Origin of the sequence: Kutzneria sp. 744 (assembly GCF_000568255.1) — a bacterium.
Taxonomy (GTDB): domain Bacteria; phylum Actinomycetota; class Actinomycetes; order Mycobacteriales; family Pseudonocardiaceae; genus Kutzneria.
In genome coordinates, this window is the sequence record NZ_KK037166.1 from 7,668,682 (window position 1) to 7,693,833 (window position 25,152).

The following is a 25,152-nucleotide window of genomic DNA, read 5'->3' on the forward strand; positions in this document are numbered from 1 at the left end:
CGCGGGGGCGATCAGCAGCGCCGTCGCCGCCGCGCCGAGCACCAGGCTGGCGACGAAGGCGCCCCGGTCGAACTCGCCCAGCGCGCCGAACCGTGGCGTGAAGGCCAGGGACAGCAGGAACGCCAGCAGCAGCTGGACGCCGGTCTGGGCGACCCGGATCTCCTGGAGCAACTCCGCGTAGTTGCGATCCAGCCGCTGGGTCGGTGTCTCCCCGCGGGCCGCGAAGTTCCAGCTGTCATGGGTCTCGTGGTGACTACGGGCCGTGGCTGGAAGGTGCGTCATGACTGGATCCGTTCATCGCGGGGACACCGGGAGTTCAACAGTCGCGCACAGTGCGTGAGGAGTCATCGGAGAGGTGACGTATGTTGGCGGGCGAACCGTCACCCGATCGAGAGGCGTACGTCTTCCCGTGACCGTCACCCGAGCCGACCTGCCGTCACTGACCGGAATGCGCTGGGCCGCCGCTTTGCTGGTGTTCGGCCTGCACATCGTCGTCGCGTCGATGCTCGATCCGGCCAGCGCCGGCTCGAAGGTGGCGTCGGTGGTGTTCGGCGGGGGTGAGATCGGGGTCTCGTTCTTCTTCGTGCTGTCCGGGTTCGTGCTGATGTGGTCGGCCCGGCCGGGGGACAGCCCGCTGCGGTTCTGGCGGCGTCGGCTGGCCCGGATCTACCCGGTGCACGTCGTCACGGCGTTGCTGACGGTGGTGCTCGGGGCGACCCTCGGGCACTGGGCCCGGCCGGACGTCTTCTACGGCGTGCCGGAGTTCGGCGTATTCCTGGCCAACATGTTCCTGGTCCACTCGTGGGTCCCGGAATTGCAGCAGTCGCTGAACACGGTCAGCTGGACGCTGGCGTGCGAGGTGTTCTTCTACCTGACGTTCCCGATCTGGGGCGCGTTGGCGCGACGGCTTTCCGCCCGTGGCGCCTGGGTTTTCGCGCTGGTCAGCGTGGGCCTGGTGCTCCTGCCGGCGGTCATCCAGGGCGAGTTTCCGGCGGCGCACTGGCTCCAGTCGTTCCCGGCCGCCCGGCTCGGCGAGTTCACGCTCGGCGTCGCCCTGGCCCGGCTCGTCGCGCTGGAGGCCTGGCGCGGCCCACGGCTGGAGATCGCCGTTGGCGTGATGCTGGTCAGCTACTTCCTGGTGCCGGTGTGGCCGCGGGAGTACGCCTTCTCGGTCGCCACGATCATCGGCTTCGGCGTGCTCATCCCGGCCGCCGCGGTGGCCGACCTGCGCAACGACCACTCGTTCTGGCGGTCCCGGACCATGGTCCGGCTCGGCGAGCTCTCGTTCGCGTTCTACATGATCCACCTGCTGGTGATCCGCGTGGTCCGGCGGGCTGAGCCGGGCTTGATGCGGCTGCACAGCACCCCGGAGTTGTTCGTGGTGGCCGGCATCTTCGCGGTGTCACTGGGGTTGGCGTGGGTGCTGTACGAGTACGTGGAGACGCCGTGCCGGCGGTTCCTGACCCGGCCGCGGCGCAAGCAGCAGGAGCTGGCGACAGTCTGACCGCGTCGCCGCTCAGTGCCGGCCGCCACCGTGACCAGCCTTGCTCAACTTCAGCGTCCAGTCATGTGCAGGAGCCGACCCACCGCTTGTGACGTGCGCTCGTAGTCGTGGGCGTTGTCGATCTCGCCGACCAGCTGGTGGTCGCGCATGACCAGCACGCGGTCGGCCAGCGTGACCATTTCGGGCAGGTCGGAGGAGATGAGCAGGATGGCCAGGCCGTCGGTGGCGAGGCCGACGATCAGCTCGTGGAAGGCGGCCTTGGTGCGCACGTCGATGCCGACGGTGGGCTCGTCGATGACCAGGATGTCGCAGTCGGCGGCCAGCCACTTGGCCAGGCTGACCTTCTGCTGGTTGCCGCCGGAGAGCTGCCCGGCCAGCTGCGCGGGGCCGGACAGGCGCATGCCGAGGCGCTCCTGGTAGGTCGAGACCAGGGCGTTCTCGTCGCGGGAGCGGACGAGGCCGAAGCGGGCCAGGCGCCGCCACACCGTGACGGCGATGTTGCGGCTGATCGGCTGCTCCAGGAAAACGCCTTCCTCCTTGCGGTTCTCGGTGACGTATCCCATGCGGTAGCGGCGAAGGGCCTCGCCGACGTCCCGGATCCGCGCCCGCTCGCCGCGAATCTTCACGGCGCCGGCGGTAATCGTGTCGAGGCCGAGGACCGCGCGGGCCAGCTCGCTGCGGCCGGCGCCGACCAGGCCGTACAGACCGACGATCTCGCCGGGACGCACCGTGAGCGACACGTCCCGGTGGCCGTCGGCGGTGCTGACGTTGTCGAGTTCCAGCGCCGGCACGGCATCGCGGTCGACCGGCGTGCGGGCCAGCTCCAGCACCGCGTGGGCGCGGCCGACCATGAGGTCGACGATCTCGTCGTGGCCGAAGTCGGCCAGCGGCTGCGCCTCGGCGACGCTGCGGCCGTCGCGCAGCACCGTGACCGTGTCGGCAATGGCGAAGACCTCGTCGAGCTTGTGGCTGACCAGCACGATGGCGTGGCCCTGATCCCGCAACGCGCGCATCACCGTGAACAGGCGCTGGGCTTCGTCGGACGTCAGCGACGCCGTCGGCTCGTCGAGCAGCAACACCTGGGAGTCCACCGCCAGCGCCTTGGCGATCTCCACCAACTGCATCTGCGCCACCGACAGCGAGGAGACCGGCCGGTCCACGTCCAGCTCGACCTGGAGCTGATCGAGGCAGCGCTTGGCGATTGCCCGCGTGGTTTTCCTTTCCACGAAGCCAAATCGCTGCGGCACGGCCGACAGTGCGATGTTCTCCGCCACCGAGAACGCCGGGATCAGGTTCCGTTCCTGGTGCACCACACCGATTCCGGCCCGTTGGGCGTCGTGCGGGCCGCCGAAGTGCGCATCGCCGCCGTCGGCCAGCACGATGCGGCCGCCGTCCGGGCGCAGCACACCCGTCATGATCTTGATCAGCGTGCTCTTGCCGGCCCCGTTCTCACCCAGCAGCGCATGCACGCTGCCCGGCTCCAGCCGCAGCGTCGCCTCGTCCAGCGCCCGCACGCCCGGGAACACCTTGACGAGTTTCTCCGCCGTGACGGTCATTTCGCCGCCCTTCCCCGCAGCTGCGTGATCAGCACCGCGCCCAGCACCACGGCGCCGACGATCAGGTCCACCCAGTCCGGGTTGATCGAGTACTGCGCCTGCGCCACGTCCACCAGCCGCACGATCAGCGCCGCCAGGCAGGTGCCGACCACGCTCACCACGCCACCGGCCAGCGCCACCCCGCCGATGATCGGCGCCGCGAAGCTCGGCAGCAGCAGGTCGTCGCCGATCGTCGCGTTCACCGAGCCGCTCAGCGCCACCACGATCACCCCCGCCACGCCGGCCAGCAGCCCCGACAGCAGGTGGGCCAGCACCAGCGACCGGTCGTTCGACACCCCGGAAAGCCTTGCCGCCAGCGGGTTTCCGCCGCTGGCCAGCAGTCGCCGTCCCGCCGCCATACGCCGGAAGAACACCGCGACCGCGATCGCCACCAGTACCGCCACCAGGAACACCGTTGGCACGCCCAGGATCGCGCCCTGGCCCAGCTTGGTCAGCCCTGGCGAGTAGCCCTGGTACGTCGCCGTGCCGTGCACGCCGTACCGCAGGCCGTCGATGACTGTCATGGTCGCCAGCGTCACGATGAACCCGTTGATCCTGGTCAGCACCACGATCAGCCCGTTCGCCAGCCCGATCATGGCCCCCGTCGCCATGCCCGCCACCAGCGCCAGCCATGCCGGCAGGCCCACGTCCACCATCAGCCAGGCCGTCACCATCGCGCAGAACCCCGTGACCACGCCCACGCTCAGGTTCATCTGCCCCACGCCCAGCACCACCATCTGCGCCAGCCCGATCACCACGGGAACGGCGAGGAACTGGAAGATCGCGGTGAGCGTGTCGGCATGCAGCACGCTGCCGTGGGTGGTCAGCGCCAGCACGATGTAGGCCACCACGGCGAGCACAGCGAGGGTGAATTCGGTGCTGCGAAGAGAAATTGCGGGGCGAACGCGGTCGGTCGGCCCGGATTCGATGGTCGGTCGCGTGGAAGTCATGCCGCACCGCCCGAGTGCTCCGCCGGCACGGGATCGGCTGCCGGGCGCGGCGCCGCGGTGCCTCCGCTCCTTCTTTCCGCCAACACGTGCCGGAGCCGGTCCAGCGACAGCGCCACCAGCAACACGATCCCGATGTATATCTTGAACTTCTCCACCTCGAACTGGAGCAGGTTCAAGCCGGTCTGGATCACCTCGGTCAGCGCGGCCCCGAACACCGTGCCCAACACGCTCACCGCGCCGCCGGCCAACAAGGTGCCGCCGAGCACGGGCCCGAGGAAGGAGGGCAGCAGGAACGAGCCGCCGATGTCGGCGGAGAACGCCCCGTTGTTGACGGCCAGCAGGAACCCGGCCAGGGCGGCCAACAAGCCGGACAGCATGTGGGCCTGGATGACACGCCGGCGGGTGGGGATGCCGGAGAGCCGGGCGGCCTGGAGGTTGGAGCCGGTCATCAGGATCTCCCGGCCCAACCTCGAATTACGGAAGAACACGCCGACGGCCAAGGCCGCCACCAAGGCGATGGGCACCACCAGCGGAATGGGCGGCCCGCAGAGGTCGCCCATGCAGTAGTCGGCGAAGGTGTCGCCGCGCAGGATGTCGAGCCCGGCGGGGGCGACGTGGAAGGCAACGCCGTCGCTGAACGTGCTGTACAGCAACGAGACCAGGCCGATCAGGGCGAAGTCGAGGGCCAGGGTGACCACGAACGAGTTCACGCCGGTGGCCGCGATGGTCCAGCCGGCGGCGGCGCCGACCAGTGCGCCGACGGCGAGGCCGATGAGGAGTCCGACGGGCAGGGGAACGTCGAGCTTGTCGTAGGCCCAGCCGGAGGCGAAGGCGGAGACGGCGGCCATGCGGCCGACGGCGAGATTCATGTGCCCCAACGAGAGCACGGCCAGCTGGGCGAGGCCGACCACGACAAAGACCGTGAGGTCGGACTGCATGGGCACGATGGTCAGGCCCACGTCGAGGAAGGCCGGCCGCAGTGCGGTGAACACGGCGACCAGCACGACGATGACGACCAGCAGGCCCAGGCGCGGGTTGGCCCAGAACGGAATCCTCATGAGCAGATCAGGTACTTGTCGTCGAAGTCCTTGCGCAGCTGCGAAGTCTGCTGCTGGCGCTGCGTGTCGTAGGTGTCCACGTTGTCCAAGGTGGCGACGAACGAGCCGGAGTCGATGACCTGGCCGGACGTCTTCATCGTGCAGCCACCGGCCAGTTTGGACAGTGCGTACGAGCCGATGTAGGCCTGGCCCACCGGGTTCTGCACCACGGACGCCGCCACGGAGCCGTCCTTGATGTCGCCGAGAATGGTCGGGTCGTCGTCGATGGCCACGACCTTGACCGGCAGCCCGGCCGACTTCACCGCCGCCGCCGAGGCCACGGCCGGGTTGTACGCGGTGGTGACGATCCCGTTGATCTGCGAGCCCTTGGCCGCGATCAGGTCGGCCACGGCCTTCTGCGCGGTCTGGAGGTCGGTGTCGATATCGGTGACGGTCTGGATGAGCTTGACCTTGCCGCCGGTCTCGTCGATGGCCTGCTGCACGCCCTGGATCCGGCGGGTGGTGTTGGAGTCCGTCTTGTTCCCGGTCAGGTGCACCAGGTTCCCGGCGCCGCCCATGGCCTCGATCGCCGACTTGGCCGCCTTGTAGGCCGCCTGCCGCACGTCGGTGGCCAGGCAGAAGTCGGCGTTGTCGGTGTCGCCGGCCGGGCAGGAACCCAGCGACGCCAGGTGGAATCCCTGCTTGCGCAGGTCGCCGAAGGTGGAGTTGATCGTGTCCGGTGACACCCCGAACACACCGAAGGCATTGAAACCCTGCGCCGCCAAGGACTTCAGCACCGAGTTCTGCGTGGTCTGGTTCCACGCCGAGGTCTCGTTGAACGTCACGTCGCCGAGCTTGAAGTCGGTTTTGGCCTGCTGCATGGCGTTCTTCCACGGCTGGAAGTACGGGTGCGGCCCGCCCGGCACGAGCGCGACCTTCACCTGCCCGGGGGCGAGCTTCGACTGGTCACTGTGGACGGTGTTGCGGCTACAACCGACCACGCACAGCGCGATCGCCAGCACCGCAACGGTCAGTGGTGGGGTGCGCATGGTGTCTTACCTCTCTGTAGGCACCTCGACGTACGGCTCCAGCTCGGCCGGGTAGTCCAGGCCGGCCGGCAGCGCGATGCCCGGCCCGGTCGGGGCGTGCACGAACCCCTCGGCGTCGATCTCCGCCTTGGGGCGCACCGGATTCGCGGTGACCAGCGACTCGTAGAAGGTGGTGTTGGAGATGGCCATCGCGAGGTGCCGGCTCGGGATCTCGTCGCCGAGCACCTCCGCACGCAGCCGATAGGAGTCGGCCAGGTGCGCGGTCCGCATCGCCCCGGTGATGCCGGCCCGCATCGTCGCGCTGGCCCGCACCCCGAAGGTGGCGGCGCCGGCGGCGATGAAGTCGGCGGTGTTCATGTGCGCGCCGTCCGAGGTTTCCGCCACCAGCAACGGAATCCGCACCGCCCGGGCCAGCTGCCCGTACGCGGTGACGTTGAACTCGCGCATCGGCTCCTCGTACCAGAGGAAACCGGCGTCGTGCAGGGCATGCCCCAGGTAGGTCGCGTCCGGCAGGTCGAAACCGGCCGAGCCGTCGTACATCAGCGGCACGGCGTCGCCGACGTGCGCGCGCAGCTTGTGCCCCAGGTCGGCGTCGGCCCGGGCGTCGCCCCACGCGTGCAGCTTGATGGCCTGGTAGCCCAGGTCGAGGCATTGCGTGGCGACGTCGAGGTACTCGTCGACGTCGCGGAAGGTGACGGTCGAGGCGTAGGCCGGGATCTTGGTCCGGAAACCTCCGAGGACCTGCCACGCCGGTTGGCCGCTCAGCCGGCCGGCCAGATCCCACAGGGCGATGTCGACCAGGCCGAGCACCGGCAGCGGGAACTCCTCGGTCCGGTCCAGCTCCCACATCCGGTGCCACAGGAACTCACGCTGCAACGGATCGTGGCCGGTCAGGGCCTCGCGCAGCACTCGTTCGACGATGTCCGGCACCGCTGCCGCCAGACCCGGCCGGGTCGCGATGGCCACCCCGGTCACGCCTTCGTCGGTGCCGATGCGCAGCACCGCGGCCTCGCCGTCCGGGCTGGAGCCCAGCAGACCCCGCCGCCACACGAAGGCGGGCTTCGCGCCGGGGAGCGGGATGCGGAACGTGGCCACGTCGGTGATGCGCACGGCGGCAACATAATTCGTAATACGAATGTCGTCAAGGGTATGATCGCGGCGACTTCTCCCCGACGGAACGGACCGCCGTGAGCCTCGACGAGCAGACCGCGCAGCCGCTGCCCGGCTGGCCGCGCCGGCCCCGCCGCCTGGCCACCGCCGTGGTCGAGGACCTGGTCGACCGCATCGTCGGCGGCGAGATCTCGCCCGGCAGCGCGCTGCCCATCGAGCCCGTGCTGTGCGAGATGTTCTCCGTCAGCCGCACCGTGATCCGCGAGGCCGTGAAGTCGCTGGAGGGCATGCGGCTGGTCAAGGTGCAGCAGGGGCAGGGCACCACCGTCCGCGAGACCGAGGACTGGGACCTGCTCGACCCCGTGGTGCTGGCCGCCAGCATCCGTCACGACGCCGAGCTGTCGATCCTGGAGGACTTGGTCGACGTGCGGCGGGCCCTGGAGTCACAGATGGCCGGCCAGGCCGCCGCCCGCGCCGACGCCGAGCACCTGCGCCGCATCGGCACCGCTTTGCGGCACGTCACCGACGAGGTCGCCGACGCCTCCCGCTTCTACCGCGCCGACCTGGAGTTCCACGACGAGATCATGGCCGCCTCCGGCAATCGCCTGGCCCGCGCCGTGATCCGCACCGTCAACGCCGAGGCCTTCCGCAGCCTGCGCTACATCGGCGACCCCACCCTGGCCGACCTGGAGCAGTCCAACCGCGAGCACCGCGCCATCTACGAGCGCCTCATCGCCAAGGACGTCGAAGGCGCCGCCGCCGAGATGGACGACCACATCGGCCGTTCCTGGCAGAAGCGCCGCCCCCGCCGCCGCTGAGCGGAGTCGATGTCAGTCGGTGATCAGGTGGAAGCCGCTGTACTCCGGCATGTCCGGCTTGAGCCAGCCCGGCAGCTGCCGCACCTCGAAGCCCCACGGCTGCCACTGCACACCGGTGGGCTGAGCACCCGTCACAATGTGTTCTGCGAGGGCCTTCTTGGCTTCGGCCGGCGGCAGGTAGGCCGACCGCGGCCAGTACAGCATCGGGTCGTCATCCCCGCTGACCGGCAGAAGCGGCGCGTCGGCAAAGGGATTCGGGTTCAGGCTGCGCTGCCCGTTCCCGGTCCACGACAACGCCACGTAGCCGGTCAGGGGGGCCACCATGAACTCCACCCCGTCGTTGGCGTCGGATCGTCCGACAACGCCGTGGTTCCACCACTCCGGATCCTCGTCCGGCCGGCACAGCTCGTCCAGCAGATCCGCGACCTCGGCCGGGCCGGGCTGGCGGAGTACGCGGTCGCCTGGGCGGTAGTACTGTCGCCCGACCCGCCGCAAGACCTCGATGTCCACCCTGGTCAGCCCTTCCTGCCTCGGCCCGTGATCACGAGAGGGGCCGCCACGCCGCGACGCCACACCCGCATCCGAGACCCGACAGGCAGAATAGCCGCGACCGCTTGTACGCAGCCGGGTGGATTCCGCCGGTCACCCGGCTTGTACGTGTCCCCGCACACGTAGTCCCTGTTGAGCACCACGTCCGCGAACCGCTTGCCGCCGCCCACACCGCCGCCTTCGTCTCGGCATGGTCGGCCGCGTACCGTATCGCCGTCCGCTCACCGCTGTTGGTGGCCACGTTGGCCGATGCCCCCACCTCGCCATTGGCGATCATGGTCTCGATCGCCTCCTCCGCGGCTGCCGTCAACTCGGCGTCCACACCGCTGTTGACCTGCCAGTCCTGCCCGGCCGTGTCGAACACCAGCGCTTCGGTGGACCGGCCTTGCTTCCACACCGTGAGCTGGTCGCGGATCCGGGCAGCCCACTCGTGGTCACGTTCGCTCGGCGGCGGCACGGGTGTGTGCGTCGGATGCGTGCGCCCAGCAACCGGGGCCCGTGCCGCCCTCGCACCGGAGGGGATCGGGGGGCCGCCCGGGGCGACGATCCGCTCCACCATGGTGCCCACTGCGGTCGAGATCGCGCGCAGCAGCGCCTCCACCCCGGTGGTCGTGTTGATGGCAATGGCCATGTGCTCCGTTGCCTGACCGGCCTCCGGGGCGCTGCTGCCACCCAGGGCTTCGGTCAGCGTGGCACCGGCCGAGCTGAGGGTTGTGGTGGCCTCGTTGACATGGGCGCCGGCACTCTCGACCGTCACGGCGACCTGGCCCAGTGCGGTCAGGACGTCCCCCAGGTTCGCCACAACTGCCCCCATTTGCCGGTGCCGCAGCATCGTAAGCACGGTCGGCGACGATCTGGGGCGGGCCAGGTCGTTGACAGGGTCTTGCGCGTGTTGTCCACTACTTGCGAGTTACATCATACGTCCGATGATTGCTGTCCTCACCTGTCAAAGGAGACATGGTGGCCACCAGCAGCCGCTTACGAGTCGTCCTCGTGGCGACCACCCTGACCGTAGCCGGACTGACAATCCCGATCCAGGCCCAGGCCGCGACGTTGACCACGGCGTGGCAGAACGGGGCCTTCCAGATCGATCGCCACGCCGTGGTGAGCCGCTCGAACATCGTGCTCGCAGCGCCGAACGGAGCCGCGACCCAGTCCCTGCCCCTGGGGAACGGCACGCTGGGCGCGGCGGTGTGGGCGGCCGGCGGGTTCACGGCGCAGCTCAACCGGGACGACACGTTCCCGGACCGCAGATCCCCGGGCCAGGTTACGATTCCGGGCCTGAGCAAGCTGACGGCGGCGGCGGACTTCGCCGCTCACCTCGACCTGTACGACGGGGTGCTCACGGAGACCGGAGGCGGCCTGACGGCCCGGATCTTCGTCCGGGCCGACAAGGACGAGCTGGTGGTCGACGTCAAAGGCGCGGACCCCAACAGCGCCCAGACCGTGCAGGGAAACCTGTGGTCGGGGCGATCGCCGCAGGCCCAGGCGGCCGGCGCGGTGGGCACGCTGGCCGAGACGTGGGTGGACAACCCGACCGGCGGCTCCAGCCAGACCTTCGGCAGCCTGCTCGCCGTCACGGCCGGCGGCCGCAACGTGAACGCCTCCGTGGTCAACGGCCAGACGGTGCGAACCTCCTTCAATCCCAACGCGGACGGCAGCTTCCGGGTGGTCGTCGGGGCGCCGCACTGGACCGGCGGCAACGCCCAGGCCACCGCCACGCAGCTGTTCGGCAACGACGCGACGGCGTCCACAGTGGACGCCAACCATCTGGGCTGGTGGCACGGCTTCTGGTCGACCGCCAACCTGATGGAGGTCAACTCCGCCGACGGATCCGGGCAGTACCTGGAGAATCTGCGGACGATCTACCTCTACCAGGAGGCCAGCCTCAACCGCGGCCAATACCCGGGGACACAGGCCGGTGTGGCCGACCTCTTCGCGTTCTCCCAGGACAAGCAGGACTGGGTGCCGGCGGACTACTGGTTCTGGAACCTGCGCATGCAGCTGGCCGCCAACCTCAGCTCGGGCGTGCCGACACTGAACACCGGCTTCGTCAACCTGTACACCTCCAACCTGGCCAACATCCAAGCCTGGACGCAACAGCACGTGCCGGGCACGACGGGCGCCTGTGTGCCGGAAACCATGCGGTTCAACGGAAACGGCTACTATGGCGGCGGCAGCGCGGCCAACAACGCCTCCTGCGACTCGACGATCGCGCCCACCTACAACTCGTTGGACCTGTCCACGGGCGCGGAGGTGAGCCTGTGGATCTGGCAGACGTACCAACAGAACCGCAGCCAGTCCTTCCTGCAGAACGGCTATCCGCTGATGAAGGCGGCGGCGCAGTTCCTGCTGTCCTACGCGAAGCAGGGCTCCGACGGCCTGTTGCACACCACGGCGAACGCCCATGAGACGCAGTGGAACGTCACGGATCCGGTCACGGACATCCTGGCCATGCAGGCGTTGTTCCCGGTGGTGATCTCGGCGGCGCAGACGCTGAACACCGACCAGGCCTTCGTGACCCAGGTGCAGGCGGCGCAGAAGAAGATCCCGCCGCTGCCGCGAACCGACTCGGCCACGCACAAGCAGGTCCTCACGGCCGACGCCGACGCGGGCGGCCAGGACGTGATCGCCTTCTCCACGCAGCCGGTGGCGGAGCTGCACAACGGGGAGAACCTCGACCTGGAGGCGACCTTCTCGTACGGCCTGATCGGCGACGACGGCCCGCTCACCGCGCTGGCCAAGCGCTCCTACAACGCCCGGCTGTTCCAGAACAACGCGGACTGGGACTACGACGCCCTGTACGCGGCCCGGCTGGGCCTGGCCGGCGAGGTCAAGGCCAACCTGGTCAACAACGTCAAGAAGTACCAGCTGTACGTGTCGGGCATGGCCAGCCTGTTCGGCACGGTCGGCGACGAGCCGTACAACGAGGAGACCGGCATCGTCGCGGCGAGCATGAACGAGGCGCTGGCCCAGGACTATGACGGCGTGCTGCGGATCGCGCCGGCCTGGCCGTCGGACTGGGACGGCGACGGCACGGTTTCGGTGCAGCACAACAGCAAGGTCGACGTCCAGGTGCGTGGCGGTGTGCCGGTGACGGTGGTGCTGGAGGCCGGCGACAACGCCGCGATGGCCGTCCGCAGCCCGTGGCCGGGGCAGTCGGTGCAGGTGGTCGACGCCAACACCGGGGCGACCGTGAGCACCACGACCAACAACCAGTTCACGGTGAACACGACCTCGGGCCACAAGTACCTGATCGAGAAGGCCGCGGATCCGTTCACGAATCTGCCGTTCGTGTCGGTCACGGGCACGGCGGCCAACTCGGCCAAGCACTTCGGGCCGGTGCAGATCGGCCTGGACAAGGCCACCGTCGCCAACTCGCTTTCGGCCACCTACAACAACATCGGCGTCACCGCCGACAACAACACCAACCCCGGCAACCTGGACGGCGGCGGGGCCAGCATGTCCGCGACCGCGCTGGCCAACGCCGGCGCTCGGGCCGGCGGCACCCTCAGCCACGGCGGCTTGACCTTCACCTGGCCGTCGCAGGCCGGCAGCGGGTCGGCGGACAACACCGTCTCCAATGGACAGACGATCGCCCTGACGGGATCCGGCAACACCCTGGGATTCCTGGTGACCGCCACCTACGGCACGGCCGGCGGCACCGGCACGGTCACCTACACCGACGGCAGCACGCAGGACTTCGCCCTGTCCAGCTCCGACTGGTGGGGCGGCGGCGGTGACGTGGCGGTCGAGGCGTCGTACCAGAACCGGCCGGGCAACACGACCTATCAGCACACGTCCGACGTGTTCTACGTCGGCGTGCCGCTCCAGGCCGGCAAGGCGGCCAAGACCGTGCGGCTACCGGCCGTGAGCGGGTCGGCTACCGCCGGCACACCCTCCCTGCATGTGTTCGCCCTGGCGAGGGGCTGAACGGGCATACCCTGCCGGCAATCGGGGTCACGGGGCTGCAAGTTATTGACACGATGACGCAGAATTGCCGCCAACGAGCCGCAAATAAGGCAGATTGGTAGCCCCTGATGCTCCTCAGCAGAGTACTGCCCGCGCTGGCCGCGGCCGGACTGCTCCTCACGAGCGGTCCGGCCGTGGTCGCGTCCGCGGCGGACGCCACCAACTTGGCCCTCGGCAAGCCGATCACCGCCTCCTCGGTGATCGGCAACTTCGCCGCCGGCAACGCCGACGACGGCGACCCCACGACGTACTGGGAAGCCGCCGGCAACAGCTTCCCCAACACCCTCACCGTGTCGCTGGGCTCCAACGCTGACGTCACGTCGATCGTGTTGCGGCTCAACCCCTCCACCGACTGGGGCGCCCGCACCCAGACCATCGAAGTCCTCGGCCGCGACCAGGACGCCGCCGGCTTCACCAGCCTCGCCGCGGCCACCCCGTACGTCTTCGACCCAGCCACCGGCAACACCGTGACGATCCCGGTCACCGCCCGCGTCGCCGACGTGCAGCTGAAGATCACCTCCAACACCGGCTCCGGCGGCGGCCAGATCAGCGAGTTCGGCGTCTTCGGCACGCCCTCGCCCAATCCCGACCTCACCGTCACCGGCGCGGCGTGGACGCCAGGCACACCAAGCGAAACCGACGCCGTCACGGCCAGCGCCACCGTCCGGAACGTCGGGCAGTTGGACACCAGCGCCACCACCAACGTCACCTTCTACCTGGGCACGACCAAGGTCGGCACCACCCAGGTCGGGCCGCTGGCCATCGGCGCGTCGGCCACCGTCGCCGCGAACATCGGCCGTCACGACGCCGGCTCGTACCAGCTGACCGCTAAGGTCGACGAGGCCAACCGGATCATCGAGAAGGACGAGGCCAACAACGCCTTCGCCGACCCGTCGCCGCTGGTCGTCGCACCGGTGGCCAGCTCGGACCTGGTCGCCACGGTCAATCCCACGCCCTCGGCGCCAGCCGCCGGAGATCTTGTCAACTTCGTCGCCACGCTGAAGAACCAGGGCACCAAAGCCTCCTCCGCCGGCCACAGCGTCAAGGCCACGATCGCCGACACCTACACCGGCCGGTTCCAGACCGTCCTGATCGGCGTGCAGATCGGTGTGCTGGCCCCCGGTGCCTCGACGACCGTGCGTCTCGGCCAGTGGCGGGCCGCCGCCGACGGCCGCTACACCGTGAAGACGGAACTTTCCAACGACGGCAACGAAGTCGCCATCAAGCGGGCCAACAACGTCTCCAGTCAGGACCTCTACGTCGGTCGCGGGTCGGTCATGCCGTACCGCACGTACGAGGCCGAAAGTGGTGTCCTGCGCGGCGGTGCGGCGGTCGTCGGTCCTAATCGGACGATCGGCGACCTCGCCGGCGAGGCCTCCGGCCGGCAGGCCGTGATCCTGAACCAGACCGGCGCCTCGGTGGAGTTCACCACCAAGGAACCGACCAACACCCTGGTCACCCGGTTCTCCGTGCCCGACGGCGCTCAGTCCACTCTGGACGTCTACGTGAACGGCCGCTTCCTCAAGCCGATCACCTTGAACCCCAAGTATGCCTGGCTCTATGGCCCCGAGGCGTCGCCGAGCAACGACCCGGCCGCCGGTCCGGCGCGGCACATCTACGACGAGGCCAACCTGTTGCTGGGCGCCACCGTGCCGGCCGGCAGCAAGATCCGCCTCCAGAAGGACACCGCCAACACCGGAACCTTCGCCGTCGACTTCGTGAGCCTGGAACAGGTTTCGCCGCTGGCCAACCCCGATCCCGCGCACCTGGTCACGCCCGCCGGCTTCGGCCAGCAGGACGTGCAGGCCGCGCTGGACAAGGTCCGCACCGACATCACCGGCGCCTACACCGGCGTCTACCTGCCGGCCGGCGACTACCAGACCACCGACAAGTTCACCGTCACCGGCACGGCCGTTCGCATTGTCGGCGCCGGCCCATGGTTTACCCGGTTCCTCGCCCCACAGGACCGGACCAATGTCGACGTCGGCTTCCGGATCGACAGCTCCGCCAACGGTTCCAGCTTCGCCGGCCTGTCCTACTTCGGCGACTACGACACGCGCCTGGACGGCCAGGGCCGGGTCTTCGACCTGGCAGGAGTGTCCGACCTGAGCATCGACGACGTGTGGGTCGAGCACAGTGTGGTCATGGTGTGGGGCACCAACGTGCACAACCTCACCGTGTCCGACTCGCGGGCCCGGGACCTGATGGCCGACGGCATCAACCTGACCAACGGCAGCACCGGCAACCACGTCGTCAACGACGAGGCGCGCAGCACCGGCGACGACAGCTTCGCGCTGTGGGCCGCCACCGACCTGCACAACGGCGACCAGCGCGACAATCTCTTCGAGCACCTCACCGCGCTCACCCCGTGGCGGGCCGCCGGCGTCGCCGTATACGGCGGTCAGGCCGACACCTTCCGGGACGTGCTCGTCGCCGACACCCTCGCCGGCAGCGGCGTCACCATCAGCTCGCTGAACTTCGGCGTCACCATGCGGGACTTCGGCCCCGACCCCACCGCGCTGCACAACTTCTCCGTCGTGCGCTCCGGCGGCCACTTCTGGGGCGGGCAGACCTTCCCGGCGATCTGGGTCTTCTCCGCCACCAACGCCTTCCGGGCCATCCGCGTGTCCGATGTGGACATCGTCGACCCCACCTACAGCGGCATCATGTTCCAGACCGACTACATCGGCGGCCAGCCCGCCTATCCTGTCACCGACACCGTCTTCGACCGTGTCACCATCTCCGGCGCCCACCGCAGCGGTGACGCCTTCGACGCCAAGTCCGGCTTCGGCCTGTGGGCCAACGAGTTCCCCGAGCCCGGCCAGGGCCCGGCCGTCGGCTCGGTGACGTTCCACGACCTGAAGCTGTGCGACAACGCGCAGGACGTCAGGAACACCACGAGCACGTTCACTATCAACATCAGCAAGTAGTCCGACTGAACACAACGCCGCGCCGGGCTCGTCCCGGCGCGGCGTTGTCCTTTGTCAGCCCCGGAAGCAGCGACCGTTCTGGTACAGGTCTCCCGGCGACACGGCCAAACCCGCGGGCGGGTTGAGCTGATACGGGCGGGAGCCCTCGCGCGTCAGGGAGTCCTCGCAGCGGACGATGCCGCGGTCGTTGGCCGAGCCGGCCCACAGGTCGATGTGGGGGCCCGAGCAGCTGGCGCAGATGTCCTCAAGGATGAAGTACCGCCGCACGTCGGGCACGTAGATCTTGGTGCCGGGAGAGAAGCGACCCTGCTGGGCGGCGAAGGTGAGGGGGTCGTCGAAGGTGCCGGCGCCGCCGGCCTGGCCGTGCATGACGTTGGGGAAGGCGATCTCGCGGCTGCCGGGGGGATCGTTGTCGGCCGCGCCGTAGAAGGTGATCGGCCCGGAGGCGTTGGGGCTGGCGTTCTGCGGCGGGGCGGCGGGCGGGGGAGCGGCCGGGGGCGGCGGCGCGATGTTGGCGGTGGAGTGGGGCTTCGACGCCGAGGACGACGACGAGGTGCCGGGGGCGGTGGTGGTCGTGCTGGGTGGGGCGCTGCCCGACGGGGTGACATAGGTTGCGCCGCCGATGATCGGCGGCCCGGCCACGGGGACTGACGTGCCCGCGATCTGCCGGGGCGGCGAGAACAGGTACACGGCGCCGCCGATCACGAGCAGGGCGGCGACGGCCGCCGCTGCGACGACAATTCTCGTCCGCATAAGTAAAGGTCCTTGACGTTCAACGACAATGCCCGGAACCTATCGGCCGGTTGATCATCGTCAAGGGTCGAAGGTCCCTAGTCCCAGTCGACGGCGATGCCCGCGAGTCCCCGCCCCACGCGGGAGAAGTAGGCGCTGGCGACGCCGCCGATGCCGCACACGAGGTCCTCGGACTGGGTGGGCTCGGTGTCGTCGCGCAGCCGGAAGTAGCTGGTGCACCGGGCGGGCATCGCCTTGCGGTGGAAGGCGATCTGCAACAGGTACTCCCCGGAGGGCTCCCGGAACGTGCGGTTGGTGCCAGGTGTGGGACGGGCGGGCTCGTCGTGCAGGCTGAAACAGAAGACGTGCCGCTCGCCCTCGGTGAGCCGCCGGTCGAACAACAGCTCAGCGACCATGGTGGCCGACTCCACGTGCCGCCGGATCCTGCCGGTGCGGCAACCTTCGGCCGTCCGCACCACGCACGACTCCACCGAACTGGCGTCGTCCGCGTGGTACATGGCGATGTAGCGATCGGGGCCGGCGGTGGTGGCCTGCACGACCATGCGCGTCGTCGACGAGCGCTGCGACCGGTGCTGGTCGATGGTGATCATGTCGTGCACGGAGAGCATGCTCAGCTCGCCGTTGCACTGGGTCGCCTCGTCCGGCACGTCCAGCTCGCTCAGCAGCGCGGCGGAGCCGGACCACATCGCGCCGAACTCGACGAACGAGCCGACGACCTGGCGGTCGGGGACCGGCCGGGTGCGGGGACCGACGAGAACCACCAGGGAGTCCGGCGGTAACACCAGGACCCGCTCCAGCGCCCGTAAGGCGGACAGTGCCCGCGGCACCTCGGGATGGCGCAGGCCGCGCTGCCAGTAGCTGAGGGTGGACTGGCCGACGTGCACGCCCATCCGGTCCAGGTGCGCGCCGAGCCGGGCCAGCGACAGGCCCCGGTGGGCGATGGCGGTGCGCAGCGCCCGGGGGAACGGGCCGTAGCGCAGGGCCTCGACGAGGGTCGCGTCGAGTTCAGGTGAGGGTGCTGTCGACTCGGTGCTCATCCGTCCCGGGGCGTTCGCAGGGTGTGAACGGGGTGTGAATGTTCACGGTAGGTGGCCGCGGTGCACGGCGGAAGGCCCTGATCGACGGGGAACGCTCCGCCCGGTCACCGGACACTCTTGTCCGCCACCGTAGGGTCACGGACAGTCATCACCGGCCGTCGGTCGCGGTGCCCTGCACCCCGCGACCGGCGCGCCATCGAACTCCTTACCCCCTGCCAGGAGGTCGAGACCGTGTTCGCACTCGTGGCCGCCGCCGTCGCGGCGGCGCTGGTCGCCGCGCCCGCCGCGGCGACGCCCGCTCACGCCACCCGGTCGTACCAACAATCCCTCGAAGGGCGGAAGGGTGCGGTGGCGCTCCCGTCCTCGGTGACACAGAGATACCTGCTCACGCTGCCCGGATCGCCACCGAGGGGCACGGGTCTTCACGCCAGCTACGCCGACCGCGACAATCCCACCCCCGCGGGCGACTCGGAGCCGCCCGGGCCGGGCGTGATCGTGCTGCTCACCCTGTTGGCGCTGGTGGGAGCGGGTGTGCTGCTGGCGGCGCCGCGCTGGATGAGGTGGCGATGAACAGCCGTCGGGGGCGGGCCGGAAGTGACCGGCCGCTACCCCTAGTGGATGATCGTGCCTGACGCCACCGCTTCCGGCGGCCCGACCGGCTAGTGGACAAGCCTCGCGGATCGTATCCTGGTTGGTGACGCCCCAAAGTGGGTGTCCGCCAGGTTCGGCGGCAACCGAGGTCCTGGCGCCCGCGACCCCACCTGTGCCGGAGGAGGAGTCATGCCACTCTCCGAGCACGAGCAGCGACTGCTCGACCAGATCGAGCGTGCGCTCTACGCTGAGGACCCGAAGTTCGCCTCCACTGTGCGTGGTGCCCGTCTGCGTCGACCGTCCCGACGGCGCAGGCTCTACGGCATTGTCGCCTTCCTTGTTGGTGTGGCTTTGCTCGTATTCGGTGTGATCGTGCCGCTCAAGCTCGCCAGCATCCCGATCGTCAGCGTGCTCGGCTTCCTGGTCATGTTCGTCGGTGCTCTGCTGACCCTGACAACGCTGACCAAGGGCCACGGCGCCTCCGCCGAGGGTTCCGGGCAATCCGGCGGGACCCCGCACCGCTCCGGCTTCGCGCAGCGCATGGAAGATCGTTTCCGCAAGCGCTTCGAAGAGGAGTGACCCCGACTCATCCCTTCGACACCCACCCCGCTCAAAGAGCCCCCTCCCCGAGGGGGCTCTTAGCGTTTGTGGTCGGCACGTGAGTGGCTCATTTTCGCTCCAGCCCCACCTAAGCCACTCATGTGCGCCAGGGGCCAGGGGCCAGGGGTCAGGGGCCAGGGGGCGGGGTCAGGGGCACGTGAGTGGCTTAGGTGCGCCCTGGAGGCAAATGAACCACTCACGTGCGGCCGCGGGGGTTGACATAACGGACATATCGGATAGCGTCGGTGGTGATCATGATGCTTGGGGGTGCGCATGACCGCTGCTCGACGGATCGCGCTGATCGGGGCGGCCGCGCTGGCGGGTGGGGTGGTGTTCACCGGCACGGCGGCGGCCAACAGCCCGGACTGCCGGGACTGGTGGACGGTCGACGACACCGCCAGGACGGTGTTCACCGACGCCACCCAGTCGGTGAAGGTCTGGGGCCACCGCAGCTGCGGCGGGACGACGACGCCGGTGTACTGGGAGGCCCCGTACCGCCCGGACGAGCCGAGCGACTACGGCTGGGACGCCATGAAGAAGCTGCACGGCAACGATCCGGGCTCGGTGGCCTACGGCTTCGAGCTGCACAAAGCCCCTAAGGGCTGGATCGCCACCGGCTTCGCCTCCGCGCACGGCTGAGGCCCTTACGCTGCCGGCCATGACCGAGCAGTTCGCCGACGCCGGCCGCATCCGGCTCTGCTACGAGCGGTTCGGCGATCCGGACGACCCGCCGGTGCTGCTGATCATGGGGGCCAACGCCCAGATGATCGGCTGGCCCGAGGGCTTCTGTGAGGAGCTGACCGATCACGGCCTGCACGTGATCCGGTTCGACAACCGGGACGCGGGCCGCTCGACGCACTTCGAGGGCGGCTCGCCGGCGGCGGTGATGGCGGCGCTGGAGGGCCACTTCACCGGCGCCGCCTACACGCTCAAGGACATGGTCGACGACACGGTGGGCCTGCTCGACACGCTGAACATCGACAGCGCCCATCTGGTCGGGGCCTCGATGGGCGGCTTCATCGCCCAGCTCACGGCCATCGAGCACCCGAACCGGGTCCGCTCGCTGACGTCGATGATGTCCACCACCGGCGACCGAGCCGTCGGCCAGGCCGATCCCCAGGTCTTCGCGGAGATGCGGCCGCAGCCCAACGGCGAGCGCCAGAACTACATCGACTGGTACCTGCGCGCGCTGCCGGTCTTCGGCTCACCGGCCTTCCCACAGGACGAAGACGAGGTCGCCGAGCGGGCGGGGCGGCACTTCGACCGCGGCTACGACCCGTTGGCGATGATGCGCCATGGTGTGGCCACGGTGGCGGCCGGTGACCTCACGCCCCGACTGCAAAGCCTCAAGACGCCGACCCTCGTGATCCACGGCAACGCCGACCGCATGTGCGACGTCAGCGGCGGCAAGGCCACCGCCGCGGCCATCCCCGGCGCGAAGCTGGCGATCATCGACGGCATGGGGCACAACGTGCCCAGGCAGCTGTGGTCGGAGCTGGCCACGCTCATCTCCGACCACATCCACCACGTCAGCGCCGGTTGACCACCGAGCGGGGCAGCATCCGGGCCGTGAACGCCAGCGGCGCGGTCCGGTGCATGCTGGCCCGCAGCTCGGCCACGGCCGACACCAGCGCCGGATCGGCGGTCTCACGGCCGCCGTACCACGAGCCCTCGACGGCCGTGATGACCTGACGCAGCGCCTCCCGGCCGGGCTCGTCCAACTCGTGATCACGGGCCAGCCGCCGGCCCGCGGCCCGGACGGTCTCGGTCGGCGGCACGACAGTGCCCCGGTCCACCGACTCCGCCAGCACCTCGGCCCACGCGGCGTTGGCCGCCTCGGCCCCGAGCGCGGCGATCTGGTGCAGCCGCCGTCGCCGTCGCCACGCCCGGATCGCCGACGGCGCGGCGACGGCCATGAGCACCAGCACGATGCCCGTGAGCCCCACGACAGGTAGGACGTCAGGAGCAGCAGGACAACCGCCCAGCCGATGACCACCGACACCACCAGCCACCTGGGCAGCAGCCAGCGCGGCAACACCAACCGCGCCGCCGCGCCGCCGATGGTCAGCAGGAGCAGCGCGTCAACACGATTGCCAGCAGGAGGAGCGCGATGGTCAGCCACAGCGGCGGCGCGCTCGGGTTGAAGATCGACGTCGAGGCGTCGGCCTGGGTGTTCACGGGGGCGGCCGAGGTGTCCGACGGCGGCTTGACCGCGGCGCTGCTGGTCGGGCCGGACGAGCCGGTGTTGCTGGGCTGGGTGTCGTCGCTGCCGGCCGTGGAGTTGTCGTTCATGTACGGCGGCGGGATCACCCGCGGCTCGGCCGGCGTCGGGTCGAACCGGGTCCAGCCGTAGTCCGGGAAGTTGACCTCGACCCAGGCGTGCGCGTCGCCGCCGGTGATCGTGCGGACGTTGGGGTCGCCGTTGTACGGCACGCCGGGCGTGAAGCCGATCGCCACCCGGGTCGGGATGCCCATCGAGCGGGTCATCGCGGCCAGCGCGGACGCGTACTGCTCGCAGAACCCCCGCCGGGTGTTGAACAGGAAGTCGTCCAGCTTGGGCGCCTTGGGGTCCTGCGGGGTCGCGTCCAGGCTGTACTTGAAGCCGTTCTCGCCGCTGTTGAGGTACCGGGTCAGCGCCCGCACCTTGTCGAACGTCGAGGCCTGCCCGCCGGTGACCTGGTTGATCAGGCTCTTGACCTTGGCGTCCACCTGGGCCGGCTGCCGGTAGCGCGCGTCCACTTTGGACTCGTCGACCACGCCCTCGGCCCGCAGCTGCTCTGCGGTGGGCGAGGCCAGCTGCGCGTGCTCCACGTAGCTGCCGTACTGCTGTGTGCCCGGCGCCCACACGGTGTCGGCGGTCGGGTCCCAGCGCCACTCCGAGCCCAGCCCGCTGACCGACACCGGCTGGCCGAACACCGGAGCCCACTGCTCCTGGAACTGGTTGGGCTGGATGGTGATGGTGCTGACCTTGCCGTCGCCGATCGGCTTGGTGTCCAGCACGTGCTGGCCGAGCGGGTCGCCGCCGGTGATCTGGGCGCCGACCTGCCAGCCCTCGCTGTCCACGAACTTGTCCAGGGTGACCAGCCGCAGGTACTCCTCCGACTTCAGGCCGGTGACGCGGAAGAACTCCACGTTGACCTGGCCGGTCAGCAGGCCCTCCAGCTTCGTGTACGGCTTGAGCCCGAACGGCCCGCCGGCCACGCCGCCACCGCCCCCGCCGGGCAGCCGCCCGACGGTGCCGACGACCGTGAAGGTGGAGCCGATGATCAGCGCCAGCACCACCGAGATGATCACCACGCTGCTGGCCTCGTGGCTGGGCGCGCCCTGCGAGTAGCCGGGCAGGCCGGTCCGCCGTCCGCGCCAGGCCTTGTGCTTGGCCCGGCCGTCGACCGCGAGCAGCGTGGCGAAGGCGGCCGCGCCCATCACGAAGCTCCACCACGGCAGCATCTCGTCGGCCAGCGACGCCGGCACCGCGTAGACGCACAGCAGCACCAGCCCGGACGCGGCCGGCGCCTTGGCCTCCACGGTGAGCATGTCCACGACCACCGCGACCAGGCCGATCGCGATCACGATCAGGCACAGGATCGGCGCCTCGGCCGGCACCGGCGGCACCTCGGTCTGCACCGCCGTCACCGACTGGCCCAGCACGTCGGCCAGGTCGCGCAGCGCCGCCGGGCCGGGCAGGATCAGCAGGATCCCGTTGGTGCTGAACGACATCGTCACCAGGCACAGCAGCGCGAACAGCTCGCCCAGCGCCACCAGCGGCGGGGACAGCCGCAGCGAGCGCAGCAGCATCCCGGTGCCGACGATCAGGCCGATGGCGATCAGCAGGTAGAACAGCCACAGGGTGCCCTGCACGACCCCGGACAGCGCCGTGGCCGCGGCCAGCACGGCGAAGCCGGCGGCGATCGGCGTCATCGGCAGCGTCCACACCGGGTCGGCCGGTGGCGGCTGCGGCGGACGGTTGGTGGGCCGCGGCGGTTGCACGTCCGCCATCGTCATGAGGAGACTCCCCCTTCGCCGACGGTGAGCGTGCCGCCGCGGGTGCCGGCACGGCACAGCTCCGACCACACCGCGCCCATCGGCATGTCCGGCTTGGCGATCACCACGCCCCACCCCGAGCCGCGCAGCAGCCGCGTCGCGTCGGCCAGCTCGGTGGCCGTCGTGGTGTCGGCGCCCGGCGCCCACGTCGTCACGTCCAGCAACACGGCGAGGCTGCGCGTGACGCGCGGCCGGTGCCGCATCAGTTCGGTGGCGGCCACCGGGTTGGCGGCGCCGAGAATCGCGATCAGCTCCTGCCCGTTGCCGGGGTCGCCGCCGCACACCAGGTCCCGCTGGTGCGACGAGTGCAGCGACGCCAGGGCGTCCAGCACCACCACGTCGCTGTGCCCGGCGTCGGTGTACCCGCCGGCGAGCACCTTGCCGTCCTCGGTGACCAGCCGCACTTGGTGCCCCTGGCGGTGCAGGTGCAGGCAGACGCTGGCAGTCAGCGAAATGGCCCACTCCAGGCTGCTGGTGGGGCCGGTGCCGCGGTGGGCCGCGGAGCGGTGGTCGAGCAGCACGGTCGTGCCGCCGCGCCACGGCTTCTCCTCCAGCCGCACCATGAGCTCGTCGCGGCGGGCCGAGGACCGCCAGTGCACCTTGCGCAGGTCGTCGCCGTGTCGGTACTGCCGCACCACGGCGTCGTCCTCGCCCTGCCCCGAGCGCAGCCGGACCGCGCCCTCCTCGCCCGCGCCGAGGCCGGCGCCGCTGGGCAGCCCGGTCAGCTGGTGCACGCGCGGCACGACGACTAGGCGGGTGTTACCGGCCAGCTCGCGGTCGAACTCCGCCATGCCGAACGGGTCGGTAATGCGGCCCAGCAGCGGACCCACGTGCTGCACGCCGCGCAGCACCGGCCGCAGCTGATAGCGCAGCGGCACCTGGTGGTGCCGCGGCAGGCGCTCCAGCACGAAGCGAGGCCGCGCGCCGAGGGCGTACGGGACGCCGTCCTCCAGCAGAAGGCCGCCGGTGGGCAGCCGACCGTCGCTGCGGATGTCGATGCGGACCTCTGCGGTGGAGCCGACCGGCACGCGGTCGGGCACCACGGTTCGCGTGGCCGACAGGCCGACCCGTGAGCGCGCGGTGAGAATCGCGGCCAGCACGGGCAGCGCCACCACGAACACCGCGATGCGCAGCAGGTCACGTTCGTTGAGCACCAGGGAGCAGACGCCCGCCGCCAGTCCCGCCGCCATCAGGCAGCGTCCGCGGGTCGTCAGTCCGGAGAGCACCTTCATCAACGCCCTTGCCGAGTCCCGAACCACCGGCCGTTGGGCGTGGCCATCGGTTGGGAGGCTTGTTGGCCGTTGGCGCCGCCGTGCGGGATCACCACGCGCTGGAGCACGCTGCGGATCAGGTCGGCGGGGGAGCGCCGCGCGGCCAGCGCCTCGGCCGTGAGCACGAGGCGGTGCGCCAACACCGGCACCGCGACCGCGTGCACGTCGTCCGGCACCACGAACTCGCGGCCGGCCAACGCCGCCTGCGCCCGCGCCGCGCGCACCAGGTGCAGCGTGGACCGCGGCGAGGCGCCCAGCCGCAGCTCCGGCAGCCGCCGCGTGGCCGAGACCAGCTCGACGGCGTAGCGCTTGATCTCGGGGGACAGGTGCACGCCGCGGACCGTGGCCACCAGCTGCTTGATCTGCTCGGCGTCCGAGACGGGCTGGAGGTCCTCCAGCGGGTCGCGGCCGGCGTGCTCGTCGACCATGGCCAGCTCGGCCTGCGGGTCCGGGTAGCCGATCGAGACGCGGCAGGTGAAGCGGTCCCGCTGCGCCTCCGGGAGGGCGTAGGTGCCCTCCATCTCGATCGGGTTCTGGGTGGCGATGACCATGAACGGGGAGCCGAGCGGGTAGGTGTGCCCGTCCACGGTGACCTGGTGCTCCTCCATGCACTCCAGCAGCGCCGACTGCGTCTTGGGGGAGGCGCGGTTGATCTCGTCGCCGACCACGATGTTGGCGAACACCGGGCCCGGCCGGAACTCGAAGTCGCTGGTGTTGCGGTTGAAGATGGAGACGCCGGTGATGTCGCTGGGCAGCAGGTCCGGCGTGAACTGCACGCGGCTGACCGTGCAGTCGATGGAGCGGGCCAGCGCCTTGGCCAGCGATGTCTTGCCGACGCCGGGCACGTCCTCCACCAGCAGGTGACCCTCGGCCAGCAGGGTGACCAGCGCGATCCGCACCACCTCGGGCTTGCCCACCAGCACGTGCTCGACGTTGGCCGCGATCCGCTGCACGGTGTCGTGCAGCCGGCCGAGCGTCGACGACTGCTCAGGCACACCGGCCTGAGTGGTAGGCGGGGTACTCGACGTCAACTTCGCCCTCCAAAGGCCACCGCGATGTGCTCGCGTGGCGTCAGCGTTCTCAGCAGTGTGTCAAATCGCGGCGAAGTGCCCCAAGGAATCCGCGCATTCCTCTTCAGGCGGCTTTGCTCGGCCTTCCCCACCATGCCCCACTCGGACCATCCACTGCGCCCCACCCTCGCGTCCGAAGGGCCCTGAGAGGGCTCCCCGGACGATCACGGAGGTGTCGCCGGGTGGAGTGAGCCCCATCCCGCCCCACTCCTGCCCCCACCGCGTCTACCTGCGGAAACCGTCGAGAAAAACGAATCCGGCCGGGCCTGTCGCCG

Annotated in this window: 22 protein-coding genes; 8 read left to right on the forward strand and 14 right to left on the reverse strand. The window is 70.1% G+C overall.

Annotation, left to right across the window (positions count from 1 at the left end; genetic code table 11):
- A partial coding sequence (locus KUTG_RS35315; protein WP_043723048.1) for a DUF6328 family protein occupies nucleotides 1-282 on the reverse strand: 282 nt, incomplete at its 3' end.
- A 127-nt stretch (nucleotides 283-409) separates the two neighbouring features.
- On the opposite strand from KUTG_RS35315, the gene KUTG_RS35320 reads away from it, so the two are divergent.
- Nucleotides 410-1,504, forward strand: coding sequence for an acyltransferase family protein (locus KUTG_RS35320; protein WP_052395760.1), 1,095 nt, complete (start codon nucleotides 410-412; stop codon nucleotides 1,502-1,504).
- Between the two features lie 50 nt (nucleotides 1,505-1,554).
- Here KUTG_RS35320 and KUTG_RS35325 read toward each other — a convergent pair whose 3' ends face one another.
- Genes KUTG_RS35325 through KUTG_RS35345 form a run of 5 tightly spaced genes read right to left on the reverse strand, consistent with a single transcriptional unit; the run spans nucleotide 1,555 to nucleotide 7,245 of the window.
- Nucleotides 1,555-3,060, reverse strand: a complete 1,506-nt coding sequence (locus KUTG_RS35325; protein WP_043723049.1) for a sugar ABC transporter ATP-binding protein — start codon at nucleotides 3,058-3,060, stop codon at nucleotides 1,555-1,557.
- Nucleotides 3,057-4,049: an ABC transporter permease gene (locus tag KUTG_RS35330; protein WP_157494972.1), complete on the reverse strand. Its 993-nt coding sequence runs from the start codon at nucleotides 4,047-4,049 to the stop codon at nucleotides 3,057-3,059. The genes KUTG_RS35325 and KUTG_RS35330 overlap by 4 nt, the downstream gene beginning before the upstream one ends.
- The gene (locus KUTG_RS35335; RefSeq protein ID WP_063753605.1) at nucleotides 4,046-5,107 is read right to left on the reverse strand and encodes an ABC transporter permease; all 1,062 of its coding nucleotides are present in this window, start codon (nucleotides 5,105-5,107) and stop codon (nucleotides 4,046-4,048) included. Before KUTG_RS35335 ends, KUTG_RS35330 begins: the two co-directional genes overlap by 4 nt.
- Complete coding sequence (locus KUTG_RS35340; protein ID WP_043723051.1) at nucleotides 5,104-6,135, reverse strand: sugar ABC transporter substrate-binding protein; 1,032 nt, start codon at nucleotides 6,133-6,135, stop codon at nucleotides 5,104-5,106. The genes KUTG_RS35335 and KUTG_RS35340 overlap by 4 nt, the downstream gene beginning before the upstream one ends.
- Before the next feature lie 6 nt (nucleotides 6,136-6,141).
- Nucleotides 6,142-7,245 (reverse strand): enolase C-terminal domain-like protein, encoded by a 1,104-nt coding sequence (locus KUTG_RS35345; protein WP_043723053.1) that lies wholly within the window; start codon nucleotides 7,243-7,245, stop codon nucleotides 6,142-6,144.
- A gap of 77 nt (nucleotides 7,246-7,322) precedes the next feature.
- Here KUTG_RS35345 and KUTG_RS35350 point away from each other — a divergent pair, with 77 nt between their 5' ends.
- The gene (locus KUTG_RS35350) at nucleotides 7,323-8,063 is read left to right on the forward strand and encodes a FadR/GntR family transcriptional regulator (protein ID WP_043723054.1); all 741 of its coding nucleotides are present in this window, start codon (nucleotides 7,323-7,325) and stop codon (nucleotides 8,061-8,063) included.
- Nucleotides 8,064-8,075: 12 nt separating this feature from the next.
- On the opposite strand, the gene KUTG_RS35355 is transcribed toward KUTG_RS35350, so the two are convergent.
- Nucleotides 8,076-8,573: an Imm1 family immunity protein gene (locus tag KUTG_RS35355; protein ID WP_043723055.1), complete on the reverse strand. Its 498-nt coding sequence runs from the start codon at nucleotides 8,571-8,573 to the stop codon at nucleotides 8,076-8,078.
- A 5-nt stretch (nucleotides 8,574-8,578) separates the two neighbouring features.
- Entirely contained in the window at nucleotides 8,579-8,782 is a 204-nt protein-coding gene (locus KUTG_RS66545; RefSeq protein WP_084580142.1) for a DddA-like double-stranded DNA deaminase toxin, read from the reverse strand.
- 790 nt (nucleotides 8,783-9,572) lie between these two features.
- Here KUTG_RS66545 and KUTG_RS35365 point away from each other — a divergent pair.
- Nucleotides 9,573-12,545, forward strand: coding sequence for a glycosyl hydrolase family 95 catalytic domain-containing protein (locus KUTG_RS35365; RefSeq protein ID WP_157494973.1), 2,973 nt, complete (start codon nucleotides 9,573-9,575; stop codon nucleotides 12,543-12,545).
- Nucleotides 12,546-12,652: 107 nt separating this feature from the next.
- The gene (locus KUTG_RS35370; RefSeq protein WP_052395762.1) at nucleotides 12,653-15,514 is read left to right on the forward strand and encodes a CARDB domain-containing protein; all 2,862 of its coding nucleotides are present in this window, start codon (nucleotides 12,653-12,655) and stop codon (nucleotides 15,512-15,514) included.
- A gap of 54 nt (nucleotides 15,515-15,568) precedes the next feature.
- Here KUTG_RS35370 and KUTG_RS54260 read toward each other — a convergent pair whose 3' ends face one another.
- Together KUTG_RS54260 and KUTG_RS35380 are read right to left on the reverse strand one after the other, a co-directional pair.
- Nucleotides 15,569-16,267 (reverse strand): RlpA-like double-psi beta-barrel domain-containing protein, encoded by a 699-nt coding sequence (locus tag KUTG_RS54260; RefSeq protein WP_052395763.1) that lies wholly within the window; start codon nucleotides 16,265-16,267, stop codon nucleotides 15,569-15,571.
- Nucleotides 16,268-16,344: 77 nt separating this feature from the next.
- Nucleotides 16,345-17,304: a helix-turn-helix transcriptional regulator gene (locus KUTG_RS35380; protein WP_043723059.1), complete on the reverse strand. Its 960-nt coding sequence runs from the start codon at nucleotides 17,302-17,304 to the stop codon at nucleotides 16,345-16,347.
- 231 nt (nucleotides 17,305-17,535) lie between these two features.
- Here KUTG_RS35380 and KUTG_RS35385 point away from each other — a divergent pair, with 231 nt between their 5' ends.
- From KUTG_RS35385 to KUTG_RS35400, 4 genes are all read left to right on the forward strand, one after another.
- Nucleotides 17,536-17,874: a hypothetical protein gene (locus KUTG_RS35385; protein ID WP_043723060.1), complete on the forward strand. Its 339-nt coding sequence runs from the start codon at nucleotides 17,536-17,538 to the stop codon at nucleotides 17,872-17,874.
- A 210-nt stretch (nucleotides 17,875-18,084) separates the two neighbouring features.
- Nucleotides 18,085-18,474: a DUF3040 domain-containing protein gene (locus KUTG_RS35390; protein ID WP_043723063.1), complete on the forward strand. Its 390-nt coding sequence runs from the start codon at nucleotides 18,085-18,087 to the stop codon at nucleotides 18,472-18,474.
- 294 nt (nucleotides 18,475-18,768) lie between these two features.
- Nucleotides 18,769-19,134, forward strand: coding sequence for a hypothetical protein (locus KUTG_RS35395; protein WP_043723064.1), 366 nt, complete (start codon nucleotides 18,769-18,771; stop codon nucleotides 19,132-19,134).
- 19 nt (nucleotides 19,135-19,153) lie between these two features.
- The gene (locus KUTG_RS35400; protein WP_043723066.1) at nucleotides 19,154-20,038 is read left to right on the forward strand and encodes an alpha/beta fold hydrolase; all 885 of its coding nucleotides are present in this window, start codon (nucleotides 19,154-19,156) and stop codon (nucleotides 20,036-20,038) included.
- Here the strand turns inward: KUTG_RS35400 and KUTG_RS35405 are convergent.
- From KUTG_RS35405 to KUTG_RS35420, 4 genes are all read right to left on the reverse strand, one after another.
- On the reverse strand, nucleotides 20,025-20,441 hold the full coding sequence (locus tag KUTG_RS35405) for a hypothetical protein (protein ID WP_043723067.1): 417 nt from the start codon (nucleotides 20,439-20,441) through the stop codon (nucleotides 20,025-20,027). The genes KUTG_RS35400 and KUTG_RS35405 overlap by 14 nt on opposite strands.
- Nucleotides 20,442-20,559: 118 nt before the next feature.
- Entirely contained in the window at nucleotides 20,560-22,497 is a 1,938-nt protein-coding gene (locus tag KUTG_RS35410; protein ID WP_084580146.1) for a transglutaminase TgpA family protein, read from the reverse strand.
- On the reverse strand, nucleotides 22,494-23,771 hold the full coding sequence (locus tag KUTG_RS35415) for a DUF58 domain-containing protein (protein WP_043723069.1): 1,278 nt from the start codon (nucleotides 23,769-23,771) through the stop codon (nucleotides 22,494-22,496). Before KUTG_RS35415 ends, KUTG_RS35410 begins: the two co-directional genes overlap by 4 nt.
- Nucleotides 23,768-24,802 carry an AAA family ATPase gene (locus KUTG_RS35420; protein ID WP_084580148.1) on the reverse strand — a complete coding sequence of 345 codons (1,035 nt, stop codon included), beginning with the start codon at nucleotides 24,800-24,802 and terminating at the stop codon, nucleotides 23,768-23,770. The genes KUTG_RS35415 and KUTG_RS35420 overlap by 4 nt, the downstream gene beginning before the upstream one ends.
- Nucleotides 24,803-25,152 lie beyond the last annotated feature (350 nt).

Coding starts and splice junctions, on each gene's coding strand:
- KUTG_RS35325 (WP_043723049.1), bottom strand. CDS start 3,060: ATGACCGTCACGGCGGAGAAACTCGTCAAGGTGTTCCCGGGCGTGCGG.
- KUTG_RS35330 (WP_157494972.1), bottom strand. CDS start 4,049: ATGACTTCCACGCGACCGACCATCGAATCCGGGCCGACCGACCGCGTT.
- KUTG_RS35335 (WP_063753605.1), bottom strand. CDS start 5,107: ATGAGGATTCCGTTCTGGGCCAACCCGCGCCTGGGCCTGCTGGTCGTC.
- KUTG_RS35340 (WP_043723051.1), bottom strand. CDS start 6,135: ATGCGCACCCCACCACTGACCGTTGCGGTGCTGGCGATCGCGCTGTGC.
- KUTG_RS35370 (WP_052395762.1), top strand. CDS start 12,653: ATGCTCCTCAGCAGAGTACTGCCCGCGCTGGCCGCGGCCGGACTGCTC.
- KUTG_RS54260 (WP_052395763.1), bottom strand. CDS start 16,267: ATGCGGACGAGAATTGTCGTCGCAGCGGCGGCCGTCGCCGCCCTGCTC.
- KUTG_RS35380 (WP_043723059.1), bottom strand. CDS start 17,304: ATGAGCACCGAGTCGACAGCACCCTCACCTGAACTCGACGCGACCCTC.
- KUTG_RS35390 (WP_043723063.1), top strand. CDS start 18,085: ATGCCACTCTCCGAGCACGAGCAGCGACTGCTCGACCAGATCGAGCGT.
- KUTG_RS35395 (WP_043723064.1), top strand. CDS start 18,769: ATGACCGCTGCTCGACGGATCGCGCTGATCGGGGCGGCCGCGCTGGCG.
- KUTG_RS35400 (WP_043723066.1), top strand. CDS start 19,154: ATGACCGAGCAGTTCGCCGACGCCGGCCGCATCCGGCTCTGCTACGAG.
- KUTG_RS35410 (WP_084580146.1), bottom strand. CDS start 22,497: ATGACGATGGCGGACGTGCAACCGCCGCGGCCCACCAACCGTCCGCCG.